This is a genomic window from Bacteroidota bacterium (genome assembly GCA_016213405.1).
GTDB lineage: Bacteria > Bacteroidota > Bacteroidia > Palsa-948 > Palsa-948 > Palsa-948.
In genome coordinates this window covers 1-16,379 of sequence record JACRAM010000070.1, presented here as the reverse complement: position 1 = coordinate 16,379, position 16,379 = coordinate 1, and the positions used below count along the sequence as shown (strand labels likewise).

The window sequence follows — 16,379 nt, the reverse complement described above, 5'->3', positions numbered from 1 at the left end:
TTTACAATAAAATTCTTCATAATGGAAAAACTTACAGGCACAGACATCGGAAGCGGATTTTATTATTCTTCCCGCACTCGCCATCTTAATATAAATAAAATTCTCCGAGAACATTATCAGAATTGCAAAGAGAAAAATAATTTTTGCTCGAAACTATTATTAAAAATAAAAAAAGCAGTAAATGGAAATCATAGGAACAAATAAACTGAAAGAAATCTCCGGCTACTCCGACCTCCGAAGCATCCGAAAATGGGTCGAAGAATTAGGTGCGGAGTTGCACCACATTGGCAAAAATTATTTCGTGAATAAGGCGGAATTCGAGTCGGCTGTAAATAACAGGTACAGCAGAAATAAAAACGTAATCACTAAACAAGTGAAGCAATGTTATACACCGAAAAGTGACTGCGAAAAAGAATTTTTGGCCGACTTGACTCAAACTATTACCAAGTTATGATGGCGTTCCTTATTATAATGACACTTCTTATGGAAACAAATCCATTATATCTTCTCCCCAAACAGCGGGTAAAAGGGTTGACCGTGTATTGCAGGCATTGCAGCCAGAATGTCTCTGACCTGTGTAAAGAAACAGGCAAGCATCTTCAAAAATGCAAATACAGCAATAGACATTTTTTTAAGGTTTATGTCTACGTGGAAGGTTCCGTGAAAAGACGGGTGAAATTTCTGAAAACCAGAAATCCTAAAGAAGCAATGTTAGAAGCATTGCAGTTTGCAAAGCAGGTTAAGGAAAATAATATTCCTGAAAAAGTTGAAAAGGGAAAGAATTCCAAACCTGAAATTCCTAACAGCAAGCCAGTTTTGTTATCTCATCTCAGCGCACGTTACATTGCTTTTCTAAAAGGGGACGCAACTCTTTTTCCAGAGGTGATGCTGAGACAAAGGAGCAAGGCACACATTAACGATGTGAAATGGGTAATAAAGCAATTCGCCATCTGCCTGACAAAATACGGATACAATTTTAATGAACTAAAACCGGAGGATATTGGGATACAGGACATAAACCTGTTTTACAAATATCTTCTGGAAGAGCGTAAACTTTCGAACAGAACCTTTAATAAATCCATGACCTTGCTCTCAGGATTCTACAAGTTCCTTTATAAGGTAGAAGGCGTTAAGGTCGAAAATATATTCGGCACAATCCCACACAAAGCATTAAACACCGAAGAAAAAATAAATGTTCCATCTCAAAAGCAGGTTGAAGAAATAATGGAGAAGATGAAAGACAAAATTATGGGAAGAGTTAAGGTGGGGAAGGAGCATAAGGACTTATATCGCGAATGGATGCCTGACTTGGTAAAACTAGCCGCATATACAGGAAGACGAAACGAAGAGTTAGTTCAGATGAAATTCTCGGATATTAAGTGCGACAACAACGGAAATCTGTACATCAAATCTCCAGACATTAAAGTAAACCGCATTCGGAATTTAAGCGGTGACAAAATGAAGTTTGTTTCTGTGCCTGTTACTTCCGAACTGTATGACTTGCTTTTAAAATTAGGTTATGAGAAGCACATAGACAGTGACAGGTTTTTAATCGCTAATGACGAAAAAATGAAACGCGAATCCATGAAGCATTTTATCAGTAGAAGTTTTTCTCACTACGCACGCCAGATTAAACCCGAACAACCCATCACTTTGAAGTCATTGAGGAAACTTTACATCACTCAACTGTCAAAATTTTTAGGTGCGGAGCAGGCGCGGCAAATCACGGGGCATTCCAGTACGCGCATTATGCAGACAAATTACATTGACTCGAAAGTGCTTGCTGCTGCCGCGAAGGATTTTAAAGTGTTTGATAAGAATGAAAATAACACTCAACAGCGCGAAGATGACTTGCAGAAAATGCGGGAACAAAAAATGAACGATAAACAACTATCGATTGCCCGATAATAATGTCATACACCTACATATATATACGGAAACATTCAAATCATAATACAAACAATTAAAACCAAATCACAATGGAAACGCAAAACAAACAAACCCAAAAACAGCGCAGCCCTTTCGCTTATTCCAAACTGCTATTCATCGAATACACTTCCTGGGATTCAAAAAGGGGGCAGCATTTCATGTCAGCCGTTTTAAAAGACAAGGACAAAAAACAGCATGTCATCGCTCGTTTCCATTTGGCAAAAGATGAAAATGGAAAAGCGATTTACACAGTGAAAGACCCTGACGGCAACGAAATTCTTGTGGGAAACAATTTGATTAAGCTAAAGCAAGACGTTAAAGCCATTGCCAGAGAAATGTCCAAAGCTCCTGCTATTCAACCTGAGCAGGACATTCCGGTAATCCCGCAGGAAAAATCTTCTCCTGAAAAACAGCAACAGACAACTTCAGACAGGGAAGAGGAACTCGGTTCTATTAGAGAAAAAACATATTCACGTTCACACGACAAGAGTATTAACAGGTAATTCTAAACACTAACCGCCCCGCGGGACTAAACTCCTGCGGGCATAAAAATTATTCAAATGAAAGCGCTTATTCCACTCACAACACATGCTTCCTCCCACGCTCTCAAAGAAGAGCTTGAAAAGCATATTCAACAGGGCGATCTTGGTTTAAAAGAACTGACACGCAAGTATGGTAAACAATTCGGAGCAAGAAATCTTCCGGCACCGGGGGATAAACTTCTGCCGTTTACAGAAGAAATAAAACATGGCTACGAAGCGCTCCACGCAGAATGCCAGCAAAAAGCCCAACCCGCTACACACTATCCACAAGCCAAAATAGAGAGCGATTGGGCAACAGGCAAGGATAAATATTATGATGCGGAAATACAAAAACGGGCAGAACTGAATGGTAGAGACGAAATGGAACTGGAAGGGTATGACCCCGGCAGCATTGCCATCCGCATACGAATGGCAATCATTTCAACATTGATTATTTTTATCGGGGAGGTTGTTTTCAACACGAAAGCTTTTCAGGTGGCGGGCGAAAGCATGCTCTTTGCTTTTGTCATTTCTATTTCAGTATCGTTTGCAGTATTCGTTCTCGCGCACATCGCACCTCTCTTGTACAAATCGGCAAAAAATAAACGACAGCGGGTTGCTGTTGTTGCGGGTTCATTGGTCGCAGTCACGGCTTTATTCAGCGTGTTGGCGGTGTTTCGTTCCAAACTGCTCGAGAATCACGATGTGTCTGTTTCTCCCGTGTATTTTGTAATCATTAATCTCTTTTTCTTTCTTGTCTCGGCTCTTCTATCCTTCTACATCTTTCCGGCATGGGAGGAAATAAAAATCAACAAGGAGAAACTCTTAAAGCACAGGGACATAGAAAAGAGAAAAAAGGAGATAGAAGTTTTCAAAAATATGAAAGAAGAACTCAAGGACGCGATGGTGCATAAAGTTAAACACCATTTGGATGTTCCATTCCTCACCGAATACTCGGCAGAACTGATCAAAAAGAAATACAAAGAAACCATCGGACTATTTAAAGGAACGAATCTCAGTTACCGCACTGACGGGCAGGTCCCGCAATCTTTTCACGATGAGATTCCTGAACTTGTTCTTTCGAATGTAGACGCAACATCCACCATCAATAAAAATAAAGGGCAATGAAAATCATTATCACACTTATATTGGCTGCGGCAATAATATTTCTTGCCGCCCGCGCATTGACAAAAACTACCATCACAGAAGTGACGCTGATGAAAGACATCACCGATGCGCACCTTTCCCAACCGTATCCTGAAGACGTACTCCGATTATATGATTTGAAAAAAGACAAATGGAGCGGAAGCGTGTTTCGGTTTATAAATATCAGCGATGTAAATTACAACAACGTATCGCAGACAAGCATTGAATCCGCCAGCCAATGGCTTTCAAACGATTTCGAGAGAGATGAGGAAGTAAAACAATTTGTCGGGAGTATTAAACGGATTCTTACAGACACCATGAATGAAAAAATCGGGCGTAACCGTTCCTCTGTGTTTGTGCCTGTTGCTCATGAACTCAAACGATTGAATGAATCAAAAGCAGACAGAAAAATTTTGCTTTTGTACAGCGACCTGATGGAAAACTCGGAAGAATTATCCTTTTATAAATCCGAAAAGTTGATCCTGCTGAAAAAGAATCCGCAATTTTTCCGCGACTATTTTGACAAGCAGGCGAAATTAGATTCTCTTACAGGGATTGAAATACATATAGTGTATCAACCGAAGGATACGAAGGAAAATCAAGAGTTTATTGTGGTGTCAGAGTTCTACAAGGTTTTTTTGGAAAGCAAAGGAGCGAAGGTGGAAATCAGCGCAAACCTTGTGTATGAATAAAATGAAATAGAAATAAAAAAAAGGAATAACGATGAAAGAAGAATCTCCTTTCTGGAATGCGCTATGCTGGATAGTTAAATTCATAACAAAGATTTTTTTGTGGTGTGCATACGGTTTTCTGCGCATTGTTGAAATCATTTTCGGTCAAATAGCAAAATGGTTAAAGGACATTATCAGTTAAGCATAAATGCAAAATGAAACTTTTTGAAATATTCATATCTGTTTTAGAAGAAACATTAAAACTCCTCTTTGAGGTATTAGAAGGAATTTTTTCCGCTTCGAAGAAGAAAGGGTATAACGCGAGTTTTGCTTTTGCCTCATCTGTTCTTGGAAGATGGGAAAAGGGGTATTGTCTTGCGGGTAATGGCAGGAATTTATCTGTCAAGGATTCTTACCAGAATGCATTAATTATTGGTGGAACCGGAACAGGCAAATCCTCCGTCACCCTGATTCCTTCGCTATATACCATGTCTGGTTCGTTCATAACCCATGATCCTTCCGGGGAACTATTTTTAAAATCTGCCGGATACCTGAAAGAAAAAAAATACGAAGTGAAGCGTTTGAACTTCGCCAACCCTTCCGTTTCCTGCGGATATAATCCTTTGCATCGGGCGAACTCTTCGAGTGAGATTCAAAAAATTTCTTCCATGCTCGTGCAAAATTCTTTGAATAACGGGAATGGAAACTCATCGGAAAATTTTTGGAATACGCAAGCGGTCGCTTTAATTGCAATGATGATTACAATTTTAAAAACACAGGAAAGGCAGTATCAAAATCTTTTTAATGTGCGCCATCTTTTGAATAGCTTGGGAAGCAATCCTAAAGCAATAGACAAACTATTCAGCCGATGTGCTGATGAAAAACTTTTTTCAGAGTATAAATCTTTTCTTGCTTACGATGAGCGCGTTGTTTCAGGAGTAATAGCCAGTTGTAAAGCAGCGTTGCAGATTTTTTCGGATGAAGCCGTGGCAAAAGTTACCTGCCATGATAATCTCGACATGGAAGCATTCAGGAAAAGGCCGACTGTTTTATACATAAATAATTCAGTGGCTGATCAGCGGTATTACGCAGTGCTTACGAGTATTTTCTTCGAGCAGTTCTTTGCATACATACTCTCAAGATTTCCCGGTCAAGGCGAACAGGACATATGGTTTTTAATTGACGAAGCCAGTTCGCTGAAATTGCCGACAATATCACTGGCAGTTGCGAATGTCCGCAAGCACAGGGCGGGAATCCTTCTCGCCATCCAGGACTTTAACCAGTTAATACATAACTATAGAAAATACGAAGCGGATGCCATCAGAAGCAACTGCTTTGCTAAAATGTATTTCACAGGACAAAATCTGGAAACTGCAAGGGATTTGGAGCAAATCCTCGGACGCTTCGAGTATGAAGATGATAAGAAAAGAAAAATAACCAGGGAATTAATGACGAGGGATGAAATTCGGACTATGAAAATCAACCGCGCTTTGCTCGTCTGCGGACATCATCCTCCCATCCTTGCCCGCCTTAAACCCTACTATGAATCGCGCCTATTTCGTTTATACAGCGAATTACCGCCCCCTGTGCTACCCAACTACCTGCCGGATACGCTGCCCTCATTAACGCTGAATGATAACTAAACCTCACCACAGCAGGACACGAAAAAACACAAGCCTCTGGGCGTATCTCGACTCAATTGGCATTCTTGAAAATGGAACTGATGAGGAAATAAAAAAAGCGAAGAGAGAATACAAGAAGAAATATATTTTTCAGTACAAGCGCAATCAGCGTTCTTCTCATGCGGAGTTTTCCATTTTGCTTTCAAAACGAAACGGGGAATATGGAAAAGTAAAATCAGCGGCTGAAAATCATAAGATGACAATGACAGCTTTTCTGAAAGCATCCGCATTTGCTTATCTTAATAAGCAATACCTCGTTCCAGACAAACAACAAGTTGCGAGGATAGAGCAATTCCTTATTCAAATCTCAAATGAAATTCAACGAATAGCGAGAAGAGAAAAGGATAAAAGGTATGAGCAGGTGCAACAACTTGTCTTTGTTATTCAAAAAGAAATTTCCGAAACATTGCGAAATCCACCCTGTGCAAAAGAAATAATAAATCCATGATTGTAAAAATATTATCGCGCAAAAAACCGGACTTCAAAAAACTGCTTGAGTATATGATGAATGATAAAGAACGGTTGTTCGATGAAGAAGGAAAGGGTTTTGTCATTACACATAATCTCTATCGAAACTCAGTTGGTGAGTGGGTGGAGCAATACAAGGAAAATGAAATACACAGAATCAATAAGAGAAAAAATGCTGTTTATCTCACACATGAGATTCTTTCCTGGCATAAAGATGACACTGCGAAAATTTCGCTTGGGGCAATGGAAGATATGGCGCGTGAGTATATCGAATTGCGAAATCCTAACGGATTATATATCGGTATCCCGCACACTGATAAAGAACATTACCATGTTCATTTTGCCGTCTCCGCGCTGGAATTTCACAATGGAAAAACCATGCGTCTCAGTAAAAAAGAATTTGCCCTGCTGAAAAAACGAATCCAGCAGTACCAGCAGGATAAATACCCGGAACTAAGCAAATCGGTAGTGCAGCACGGCAGTGGTAAAAAAAAATTTCAGACCGCGAATGGCAGATGAAAAACCGAACGGGGAGGGCGAGCGAAAAAGAAATTTTAATACAAAAAATTAATACTTGCCTTGCAAAAGTAAAATCTTCGGAAGATTTTTTAAAACTGCTGAAGGAAAATAATCTCAGACCTTACGAGCGGGGAGGAAAGTTGACGGGAGTGTGGTATGAAAACAGGAAATACAGGTTTAAACGATTGGGCATTGATGGGATTGGGAAAATGATTTCTAGAGAAAAGGGGTTAGAAAATATAAGAGAAAAAAATAAAAAGAAAACAAGAGAAATAACAAGATAACCCGGGTTCAATACTTAAAATCAAAAATCGTTTTCAACGGAACATCTAACCCTTTAGAAATTTTGTATAGGGTATTTGCAGTTATATTCTCTCCGTGTTTTGCAATCTTTACAAGATTGGACTTTTCAATATCGCACCTATACGACATCTCCTGAAAAGAAATTTTTTTCTCTTTTCGGATACGGTCAATATTCTTTCCAAGTGCTTTAAGAAACTTGTCATTTTCCTGCATATTTAAAATACGGACTATTTCATAAAGTAATCGGTGGCACATATACCACCGATTGAAAAAATGTTTATTTTTGTAATAAACAAACATATGGGAAGCATGAAAACAACAACTTTATTTCCCGCGCTTCCCCTGTTCCTTTTTATCGGATTACTGCTTAGCTGCACTCCCACGCAATTTATAGACATCCGCACCAATCCTCCGCAGGCAAATGTTTTTATTGACAACAAATACAAGGGAATATCACCTCGAAAGGATACAATTAAATTCAAAGGCGGAAAAACATCGGCATATATTCAAATTACAAAAGACGGATATGTGGATACTACTTTCTATACAAGATTTAATCGGAAAAAGGATTTTCGAAAAACAAACCGAAGTTTTTTTATCAAGTTAAAACCAAAAGATGTCATCACGATTGAACTCGTATCCTTTGAACCCATTGCGGGAAGCGCGGGAGTAAAATTAAATAAGGTAATCACAAAATCATTGGCATATCTTGAACCTCTTGAAAGATCGCCTACGGTGAAAAGCGTTCAGCGGATAACAAGCAATGAGGAAATGACCTTACAAATTGGCGCTCCCGTTATTTCTCCAACTGATGTTCACCTCATTTATTACATCTATACCAAAGACGAACAGGGAACTTTTCACAGCAATATCTGGAAGCAGGATGTTGGTTCTCCTTCAAGAACGAAAATAACCAACGGAAATAAACTCGATTTATTCCCGGCTTTTTCTCCGGGAGGCAAGTACATTTATTTTTCTTCCAACCGCATAAGCCAGAATCCAAATGTTTATAAAATCAACGCGCTGGGAGGCGGGGGCATTACAAGCATTACCAACACACAAGCGGAAGATTACGCTTTGTCAGTTTCTCCACTAGGAAACTTAGTTGCCTATACTTCAAATCCGCCAACGGCAAGCGAACCGCAAGTGTGGACGATAACTGAAACTGGCAACCTGCCCACTCAACTGAAAGAAGGACAAAATCCGGAAGTATCACCTGATGGACAAACAATTTTATTTCTGAAAGAGGATAAAAAATCTCTTATTCAAAGAGGAAGCAAATCAATTCATCCCAAGCAAATCTGGACAATGAAATTAGACGGCACAAACGAAACGCAGTTTTCTCAAAACTCAACTTACGATATCATCCAAGCCAAATGGTCGCCCGATGGAAAATGGATCGTGTTTTCTTCGGATGAGGGGAAAGATTTAAGAGGCAACAATAATTTTGATATATGGATGATGCGCAGCGATGCAACCGATAAAACACAACTTACTACAAATGGCTCATGGGACGATAGCCCTGCATGGAGTTATGACGGAAAGTACATCTACTTTCGTTCAAACCGCGGAGGGAATTGGAATCTCTGGAGGTTTGAGCCGATTATTGAATGAACTGCATGAAATGAAAGCAATAAATAAAATATTTTTTGTTGGAATGATGCTTCATCCTTTATTCATAAAAGCGCGGGATATTCCAGTTGCCCCTCCGCTTCCGCCACCAGTACAAGAAGAAATGAAAGACACTGCAAATAATATTTTTGAGAAAAAAACTTTTCTTGGATTAGGGCCAATAATATCAATTTCAAATTTTGGACACGAAGAAAACAGAACGGGCGCTAATTTGAAATTTGATGCCGATATAACTCATAGAGCAAATATAGGTTTTCGTGCATCATTCCAAATGATAAGCAAAAAAAGAGATGAATCTTATCAAATGGGATATGAAAAATACCATTATGATTTTAAAGGTGGATATATGCTTAATGTGATGCCCGCTACTGTTCTTTATGGTAAAAACAGTTCACAAGATGAAAGAGTGGGGTTTTATATATCTGTTGCCTGTGGTTACTCACATCGCAAAGCATCAGAAAATTTTGAATACACTTTAATAGATGCGCTCACTGGAGATATAGTTGATTATGCAAAATATACGATGGTTTCTAAAATAAATAGTTTCTCGGGCCAACTAATACTTGGTGGAGAAATAAATCTGGGGCAAGGAAGGATTTATTTTGATTCTGGTTTATTAATTCCGATTTATGGAAGAGGCGAGTCCAAATATTATGACGTGACAGAGGCATCGTTTATAAAATTGGGGGATTGGCAGGATAGAAACTTTTCTGGCGGATACGGTGATGTTTTATTCAATATCGGATACCAGTTTTATTTATAATAAGAACGAATGAAATCATTTAAACATTTTTTGCTTGCAACATCATTTCCTCTATTTCTTTCATCCTGCGGAGTGCATCAAGCGGTGATTACAAACGTAGCCGCTACTAATACAAATGTAGAACTCAGTAAAAAGAATTTTAAAGTTACGGATAAAGTTGCGGGGACTTCTTCCGCAGTTTATGTTTTCGGCATAGGGGGAATTTCGAACAAAGCTCTTATTGAACGAGCCAAATTAAATATGTTCAGCAATGCAAATCTTATAGGCAGTTCAAAAGCATTGATTAACTTATCCATTGAAACCCATTTCACTTATGTATATCTGTTTTTCTTCAAAAAGACAATTACAGTAAGCGGATATGTAATTGAGTTTACAGAATAAAATTCAAACCATGAAACTCAACATGATCATATTTGTCTTGCTCTGCTTGTATGTTTTGCAGGTCTCGTCAACCTACAGAAAATTTTCAGAATCAGAAACAAAGGGAAAAGTTATGACCAAAGAAACATCTACTCCTGCGAATACGCGCACAAATCAGCCGGAGACTTTGAAGAAAACAACAACCGCGTATGGAGTGAAAGGGAAGTGAATTCATTTCACCAATAATCTTGCCCAAGGCATAAAAAATATTTTTCATAATACTTTGTTTTGTATTACGATAATTCTACATTTGTCCTATCCTTATGAAAAACCAATTTTACATTTATATGAAATTAAATTTTAATTAACGGTTTTTTCTTACTCTCTTTAGCGGGCGGAGAAAGAAGAAATCAAAATGTTTAACCAGTTCTGACTGTAAATGTCAGGACATAAAAAAATTGAACATGAAAAATATCTTCTCCTTCGTCATTGCCATCTTCTTCTCTCATAATTTTATTCTGGCGCAAACTGTCACGCTCTCAGAACCATTAAATTCTTTTAGTATTTTATCAGGCACATCGGTCACTGCAGATAGTGCCACCAACGTGAAAGGAACCGTTGGCGCGATAGGAACAGTTGACTCTACTATAAGACCGAAAGACACCACTTTGCAGGGAAGCATTTGCGTTACGCAGCGTGCGCTCGACAGTTTTAATATAGTGCGCAGCCGCCTTGATTCGGCTCAGCCCGCGCAAACTGTGAACGCTGTTACGTTGAGCAATACTACGCTTACAGCGGGGGTGCGTAATTTCAGTTCCTCCCTTTCCTTAAACGGAACCATCACCTTAACGGGCGACAGCGCCTCTATATTTATTTTTAATGTTACGGGCAAACTCACTTTTGACGCGGGCTCGCAACTGATATTAATCGGAGGCGTGAAAGCCGAAAATGTTTTTTTCAATGTTGATTCATCGGTTGCCGTGAAAGACAGCGCGGTGATTTGCGGAAACATTCTGGCAAATGGAACGATCTGCTGCTCGAAGGATATATCAGCAAAAGATGCGCGGCTGATGAGCGCGGACAGCGTTTGCCTTGTTAACTCCCGCGATACGATTGGAACAACGCCCGATAAACAATTGATTTTATTCGGCAGCACCTGCGGATGCGCGATTGATTTAGGACGAGGCGATACCTGCATGAATAATATTACGATGAGCGACAGCGTGATGTGGTTCAGGTTTGTGGCGGATTCAGTACACATGAAAATAACCGCCCAAAAGAACAATGGAAACATTGATTCTATAAAGGTATTTTCAGGAACATGTAATGGACTTCAACTTTTTGCGAGTGCAAGCGCAAATAATGGAGGTGTGCAAGGAGACACTACAGTATTAGAACTTAACGCTTCTGGATTCACAAAAGGCAATAATTATTTTCTTAAAATAACTGGTGCGACAAACAACATAAATGTATGTGTGTTTGTCTTGCCGCCATATACCTGCAGTTCTTCGAGTGTGCATAACTGTAATTCCATTAATAATTACATTAAAAACGGAGATTTTGAATCGGGAACTGTTCCAACGGCTGCCAATGGTATAGGAAATTCTTATGCTGAATGCTGGATAGCTGATTATACAACAGGTACTTGCAATTTACAGGGCACTAACTCTCCCGACTTATTTGATATCCTTTCACCACTTGGTAGTTATACGTTGGGTTGCGCTGGACAACAGGGAGTTAGTATTCCATTTAATTTTGCCAGCAATGGACAAGTAAATGTAAATTCTACTCCTAATTCTCTGACTAATGTTACAGGAAGGAGATACGCTTCACTATACGAAGGCGCTGACCGTGAACAGATGAGTGCAGAACTATTACCTCTTTCACCCCTTGAATATTATTTAGAATTTTATGCAGCGCCAATGGTGTGTGGAAACATAGTCCCTGCTATTTGTATGCAATTAATTTCTTCTTCAACTGGCGCTTCTATACCCTTAGGAAGCATTTCCCCTTCTATTGCTCCAATTGGAATTTGGACGCGATATTCTCTTTGTGTAGATTTAACTGCATATTCACAATCAACTTTATCAACTATTGACAGATTTGCTGTTATGCGTTCTTCATCCCCAAGTAAAAGAATGGCATTTGATGACTTTGCTTTATATAATATGAATGATTTGGCTAATGCGGGAACAGATGTAACGCTTGCATGTAATGGATACTGCACAACATTAGGTCCTACATGCACCCCTGTTTTTGGCGGAATATATTACTGGGCTCCGGGAGGACAAACTACTCCTTCAATAACTGTTTGTCCAACTGTTACTACAGTTTATACTTTAACATTTACTGACCCATCCGGAACCGGAAGTTGCTCGGCATCTGACCATGTAACGGTTACGGTTAATCCGACACCAACGGTTACGATTACAACAAACAACCAAACTATTTGCTTAGGACAAAACGCAACGCTTACAGCAAGCGGGGGAGTAGTATATTATTGGAACACCGGAGCAACAACTTCTGCTATCATTGTTTCCCCTTCTTCAACAACTTCTTATTCTGTTCAAGTTGCAAATTCAAGCGGATGCACTGCAATCGCTTCGGTAACTGTTTTTGTAAATCTTACTCCAAATGCCAATGCCGGAGCTGACCAAACTATTTGCAGTAGTTCATGTGCAACATTAACTGCTACGGGCGGTGGAACTTATTCGTGGTCTCCCACAGGACAAACTACACCTTCAATAACTGTTTGCCCAACCACCATCACTAATTATTCTGTTACAGCAACAAGCGTGAATGGATGCTCTGCAACTGATATAGTAACTGTATTTGTAAAACCATTGCCGATAATAAATGTCGGAAGCAACAAAACAGTTTGCAGCGGAAAGTGCGCAACGCTTGCAGCGGCAAGCAGCGCGGGCAATTACGCATGGTCTCCTGCAACGGGATTAAGTTGTACGAATTGTTCTAATCCGCAAGCGTGTCCAACGGCAACTACAACTTATACTGTTACAACAACAGGTGCAAACGGCTGCACGGCAAGTGCAACGGTAGCTGTCACCGTAAATCCGAATCCCGTTGCCAATGCAGGACCCGATGTAACTCGCTGCATAGGTCAGGCATGCCCTACGTTTAGCGGAAGCGGTGGCGGAACCTATTTGTGGTCGCCTGCAACGGGATTGAGTTGTACGAATTGTTCTAACCCTCAAGCGTGCTCAACAATTACTACTACTTACACGCTCACTGTTACAAATAATTTTGGCTGCACGAACACGGATGCAGTAAATGTAAGCGTAGGAACAACTCCTACTGTCCCAGTCATAGTCGGTAATCCGAATGATTGCTCTCAGCCGAGTTCTACTTATTCAGTAACTCCTGTTGCCGGTGTTTCATATAGCTGGGCGGTTAGTGGAGGCACTATTGTGCCACCCGCTACAGGAACAAGCGTTTCGGTGAATTGGAATCTTAGTACTGCTTCATCGTCAGTTTGTCCATCCACTTGTAAAACAGGTTCTATTACTGTAACAGCAAGTAATGGAGTGTGCAGTTCAACAGGAACTATGCTGGTGTTTTCATGTTGCAAAATATACGCAGGTATTTCATTGTTTGATGCAAGCAATACATCTGTGCTTGCAGTGGCATCCACCTATTCAGTGTTTGGTTCTGGACCTCCTTTTACTGTAAACAACCTTCCATTTACTATCAATGGAACATTTACTGTTAATGCTAATATTAATTTCATCAATTGCCAGATTAACATAAGCCCGGATTCAAAAATCGTAATTAATCCGGGGGCATCGTTAACGCTTACCAGTTCCGGTTCTGGTCCAACTGACCAAACCATTTTAAGAGCAGGCACTTGTTGCTCGGTGATGTGGGATGGCATTTATATTTCAGGCAGCACCGCTCACCTGATTACCAACTCCACCGGACTTATGCAAACCACTATTCAGGATGCGAAGAATGCTGTTGTATCGAACAATGGAGGAGATTATCAGATTAGAAATACGCTGCTGCAACGAAATAATATTGACATGGTGGTGAATACTTATTCGGTAACGCACACAGGCACCATAAAGAAAAGCAAATTAATCGGCACCCCTCCCTTACTGTCTTACATCGTAAACAGCCAGTGCAAGTCGGCTTTACCGAGAACCAATATTGGCGTTCAGATAAATAAAGTTGCAGGAATAAATGTTGGCGTTGCAACTCCGGGCAACACAAATACTTTTGATAACATGGATTATGGTATTTACGCTACTGCTTCAAGAATATTTGTGTACAACAACACATTTCAAAACATTAACACTACAAATGTTTTCGGAAATCCTCCTGATGGCATCAGCGTTTATGCGGTGGGCGGTAAATTTTTACCTCCTGCTCCTCCTATGGGCGTTACAGTGGGTGGCATCGGTTTGATGGCAAATACTTTTACCAGCACTAATCCAAGCACTAATTGCGGATTTGGAGTGGTGGTGCAAAACTTCATGCCTAACATTTCCATACTGCGTAATACATTTCAGAATAACGTATATATAGGCGCGGGAGTAGTAACCTGTCCGAACAGCATGATTGATATTTCTGCAAACACTTTTAATAATACTACTTGCGCTGCTCCGCTTGCGTATGCAATAAGGTGTACGGATGTGTTTAACGCCAGCGCTACTATTTTAAACAATACAATTAATCAGCCCTGCACCACAGTTACCAGCGCCACTACAGGAATATATGTTGCCAATGGAGTAATTCCAAACATGAATCTTACCATACAGGATAATGTCATTGCCAACCAGCGCACAGGAATATGGATGATAAATGTTTCTGGTCCGGTAACTGCAATGCCATTAGCTGTTACAAATACAATTACGATTTCCAAGCAAGCATCTTTTTATACTGCGGCAACTCCTCATTACGGAATTCGTTTGCAGGGTTGCAGCAATGTGAAAGTGAAGCAAAATACAATTACACAAAATGCTGTCCCTGTGGTAACTCCAACATTTGCAATGACAAAAACATTGCTCGGCATCAATGTAGAAAATAGTTTGGGTTGTATTGTTGGCAGCTACAACACCATAACAAAATTTGGTTCAGGCGGATACATATTTGGAATGTGCAACCCTAGTACCTTGGCTTGCAACAATCTTAATTCTTGCTACTACGGTTTTAATTTTGATGGACCTGGTCCCGGTTTTTCCGCAGCAGTGGGCGACCAGATACGAGATGCCACTTTCCCTTTTAATCCAAGACCCACTGCCAATGTGTGGACAGGAAGCATTAGTTCTGATTTGGGTGGTAATATCAAGCCGATAATATGGTGGTTTGATAATGCGCCTCTACCTACATCTGGTGGCATGCAACTTGGTAGTTTATTTGGAGCTGGGAATACTGCTACTTTAACAACCAACAATGATATTTGTGTTCAGTTCAAAGTTCCTGCTCAGGCGCAGCGCGGCATGTTAAGAAGAATTGTAGCGCAGCAGAATAATTATGTTTCTCTCATAGCGCAGAATTTAACTCTTGAACACAAATACGCATTAAAAACACTGAGAGAAAATCCACAGTGGATGCATCAGAATAATCCTGACGATACACTGTTCCAGAATTTTTATGCAAAGATGATGGCTTCCAACCTTGGCAAATTAGGGCTCATCAATGATACCATTGCAAACGGGCATATCAATGACGCAATAAACATTAACAATACAATTATTGATACCAATGCGCTGGATGCGAACAGCAAAACTGTAAACAGGATTTATCTCAACACATGGGCGCAGGGAATACTTGAGTTTAGTTCTGCCGACTCTGCTGCACTTCTAACCATTGCCTTGCAAGAACCACTTGAGTTTGGAGACGCAGTTTACAGCGCGAGAGTTATGCTTGGAATAGACCCTGCTAATTCAGGCAGCCGAATAGAATTTAATGAAGAAAATTACAGCGTTGCTAATAACATGGGCAATACTGTATTTAGTAAAGTATATCCGAATCCCAATAATGGTTCAATGCAAATAGAATACGAGTTGGGCAAGGGTAAAAATGGGCAAATGATAATTTATGATGCAATAGGCAATAAAATAAGAGCGTATATCTTAACTGAAGGAAGTCATACACTCTCTATCAGCGATGCAGTATTACAAAACGGAATATATATTTATGAAATAAAAGTAACTGGTGAAGTATTTACTATTGATAAAATAATCGTTATAAAATAGAGAATGCGCTCCGAAAGTTCGGAGAGCATTTTATTGTGCGCCATCCATGTTCTTTTACTATAGGGTGCAAGTCCCGAACACACGTTGATAACGCGAAGTGTTAGCTGAAAGCAAGTGCAATGTTGCGAGGCATTGTGCGGAGGAAGCCGAAGGCAAAAGCAAGTGATAAC

15 protein-coding genes are annotated in these 16,379 nt (G+C 40.0%); 14 read left to right on the top strand and 1 reads right to left on the bottom strand.

Going from position 1 to position 16,379, the window contains the following annotated elements; translation table 11 throughout:
• The first annotated feature begins 21 nt into the window (after positions 1 to 21).
• From HY841_08860 to HY841_08815, 10 genes are all read left to right on the top strand, one after another.
• Positions 22 to 204, top strand: coding sequence for a hypothetical protein (locus HY841_08860; protein MBI4930857.1), 183 nt, complete (start codon positions 22 to 24; stop codon positions 202 to 204).
• Complete coding sequence (locus HY841_08855) at positions 182 to 454, top strand: hypothetical protein (protein MBI4930856.1); 273 nt, start codon at positions 182 to 184, stop codon at positions 452 to 454. The genes HY841_08860 and HY841_08855 overlap by 23 nt, the downstream gene beginning before the upstream one ends.
• A 218-nt stretch (positions 455 to 672) precedes the next feature.
• Positions 673 to 1,908, top strand: coding sequence for a tyrosine-type recombinase/integrase (locus HY841_08850; protein ID MBI4930855.1), 1,236 nt, complete (start codon positions 673 to 675; stop codon positions 1,906 to 1,908).
• A 71-nt stretch (positions 1,909 to 1,979) separates the two neighbouring features.
• Positions 1,980 to 2,432 carry a hypothetical protein gene (locus tag HY841_08845; protein MBI4930854.1) on the top strand — a complete coding sequence of 151 codons (453 nt, stop codon included), beginning with the start codon at positions 1,980 to 1,982 and terminating at the stop codon, positions 2,430 to 2,432.
• Between the two features lie 57 nt (positions 2,433 to 2,489).
• Positions 2,490 to 3,578, top strand: coding sequence for a hypothetical protein (locus HY841_08840; protein MBI4930853.1), 1,089 nt, complete (start codon positions 2,490 to 2,492; stop codon positions 3,576 to 3,578).
• Positions 3,575 to 4,288 (top strand): hypothetical protein, encoded by a 714-nt coding sequence (locus HY841_08835; GenBank protein ID MBI4930852.1) that lies wholly within the window; start codon positions 3,575 to 3,577, stop codon positions 4,286 to 4,288. Before HY841_08840 ends, HY841_08835 begins: the two co-directional genes overlap by 4 nt.
• Before the next feature lie 194 nt (positions 4,289 to 4,482).
• Positions 4,483 to 5,910, top strand: coding sequence for a type IV secretory system conjugative DNA transfer family protein (locus HY841_08830; GenBank protein MBI4930851.1), 1,428 nt, complete (start codon positions 4,483 to 4,485; stop codon positions 5,908 to 5,910).
• On the top strand, positions 5,900 to 6,397 hold the full coding sequence (locus tag HY841_08825; GenBank protein ID MBI4930850.1) for a hypothetical protein: 498 nt from the start codon (positions 5,900 to 5,902) through the stop codon (positions 6,395 to 6,397). The genes HY841_08830 and HY841_08825 overlap by 11 nt, the downstream gene beginning before the upstream one ends.
• A 53-nt stretch (positions 6,398 to 6,450) precedes the next feature.
• Complete coding sequence (locus tag HY841_08820; GenBank protein MBI4930849.1) at positions 6,451 to 6,936, top strand: relaxase/mobilization nuclease domain-containing protein; 486 nt, start codon at positions 6,451 to 6,453, stop codon at positions 6,934 to 6,936.
• Entirely contained in the window at positions 6,933 to 7,220 is a 288-nt protein-coding gene (locus HY841_08815) for a hypothetical protein (GenBank protein MBI4930848.1), read from the top strand. The genes HY841_08820 and HY841_08815 overlap by 4 nt, the downstream gene beginning before the upstream one ends.
• 7 nt (positions 7,221 to 7,227) lie before the next feature.
• Here HY841_08815 and HY841_08810 read toward each other — a convergent pair whose 3' ends face one another.
• Positions 7,228 to 7,452, bottom strand: coding sequence for a helix-turn-helix transcriptional regulator (locus HY841_08810; GenBank protein MBI4930847.1), 225 nt, complete (start codon positions 7,450 to 7,452; stop codon positions 7,228 to 7,230).
• 96 nt (positions 7,453 to 7,548) lie between these two features.
• Here HY841_08810 and HY841_08805 point away from each other — a divergent pair, with 96 nt between their 5' ends.
• The 4 genes from HY841_08805 (at position 7,549) to HY841_08790 (ending at position 16,209) form a co-directional block, all read left to right on the top strand.
• A complete protein-coding gene (locus tag HY841_08805; protein ID MBI4930846.1) occupies positions 7,549 to 8,853 on the top strand; it encodes a PD40 domain-containing protein in 1,305 nt (434 codons plus the stop codon).
• Between the two features lie 10 nt (positions 8,854 to 8,863).
• On the top strand, positions 8,864 to 9,634 hold the full coding sequence (locus HY841_08800) for a hypothetical protein (protein MBI4930845.1): 771 nt from the start codon (positions 8,864 to 8,866) through the stop codon (positions 9,632 to 9,634).
• A gap of 9 nt (positions 9,635 to 9,643) precedes the next feature.
• A complete protein-coding gene (locus HY841_08795) occupies positions 9,644 to 10,015 on the top strand; it encodes a hypothetical protein (protein MBI4930844.1) in 372 nt (123 codons plus the stop codon).
• A 443-nt stretch (positions 10,016 to 10,458) separates the two neighbouring features.
• Positions 10,459 to 16,209, top strand: coding sequence for a DUF3494 domain-containing protein (locus HY841_08790; protein MBI4930843.1), 5,751 nt, complete (start codon positions 10,459 to 10,461; stop codon positions 16,207 to 16,209).
• Positions 16,210 to 16,379: the final 170 nt, after the last annotated feature.

What these genes read in the sequence shown, in the direction of transcription:
- HY841_08860 (MBI4930857.1), top strand. Translation starts at nt 22, where the DNA reads ATGGAAAAACTTACAGGCACAGACATCGGAAGCGGATTTTATTATTCT.
- HY841_08855 (MBI4930856.1), top strand. Translation starts at nt 182, where the DNA reads ATGGAAATCATAGGAACAAATAAACTGAAAGAAATCTCCGGCTACTCC.
- HY841_08845 (MBI4930854.1), top strand. Translation starts at nt 1,980, where the DNA reads ATGGAAACGCAAAACAAACAAACCCAAAAACAGCGCAGCCCTTTCGCT.
- HY841_08840 (MBI4930853.1), top strand. Translation starts at nt 2,490, where the DNA reads ATGAAAGCGCTTATTCCACTCACAACACATGCTTCCTCCCACGCTCTC.
- HY841_08835 (MBI4930852.1), top strand. Translation starts at nt 3,575, where the DNA reads ATGAAAATCATTATCACACTTATATTGGCTGCGGCAATAATATTTCTT.
- HY841_08830 (MBI4930851.1), top strand. Translation starts at nt 4,483, where the DNA reads ATGAAACTTTTTGAAATATTCATATCTGTTTTAGAAGAAACATTAAAA.
- HY841_08825 (MBI4930850.1), top strand. Translation starts at nt 5,900, where the DNA reads ATGATAACTAAACCTCACCACAGCAGGACACGAAAAAACACAAGCCTC.
- HY841_08820 (MBI4930849.1), top strand. Translation starts at nt 6,451, where the DNA reads ATGATGAATGATAAAGAACGGTTGTTCGATGAAGAAGGAAAGGGTTTT.
- HY841_08815 (MBI4930848.1), top strand. Translation starts at nt 6,933, where the DNA reads ATGAAAAACCGAACGGGGAGGGCGAGCGAAAAAGAAATTTTAATACAA.
- HY841_08810 (MBI4930847.1), bottom strand. Translation starts at nt 7,452, where the DNA reads ATGCAGGAAAATGACAAGTTTCTTAAAGCACTTGGAAAGAATATTGAC.
- HY841_08805 (MBI4930846.1), top strand. Translation starts at nt 7,549, where the DNA reads ATGAAAACAACAACTTTATTTCCCGCGCTTCCCCTGTTCCTTTTTATC.
- HY841_08800 (MBI4930845.1), top strand. Translation starts at nt 8,864, where the DNA reads ATGAAAGCAATAAATAAAATATTTTTTGTTGGAATGATGCTTCATCCT.
- HY841_08795 (MBI4930844.1), top strand. Translation starts at nt 9,644, where the DNA reads ATGAAATCATTTAAACATTTTTTGCTTGCAACATCATTTCCTCTATTT.
- HY841_08790 (MBI4930843.1), top strand. Translation starts at nt 10,459, where the DNA reads ATGAAAAATATCTTCTCCTTCGTCATTGCCATCTTCTTCTCTCATAAT.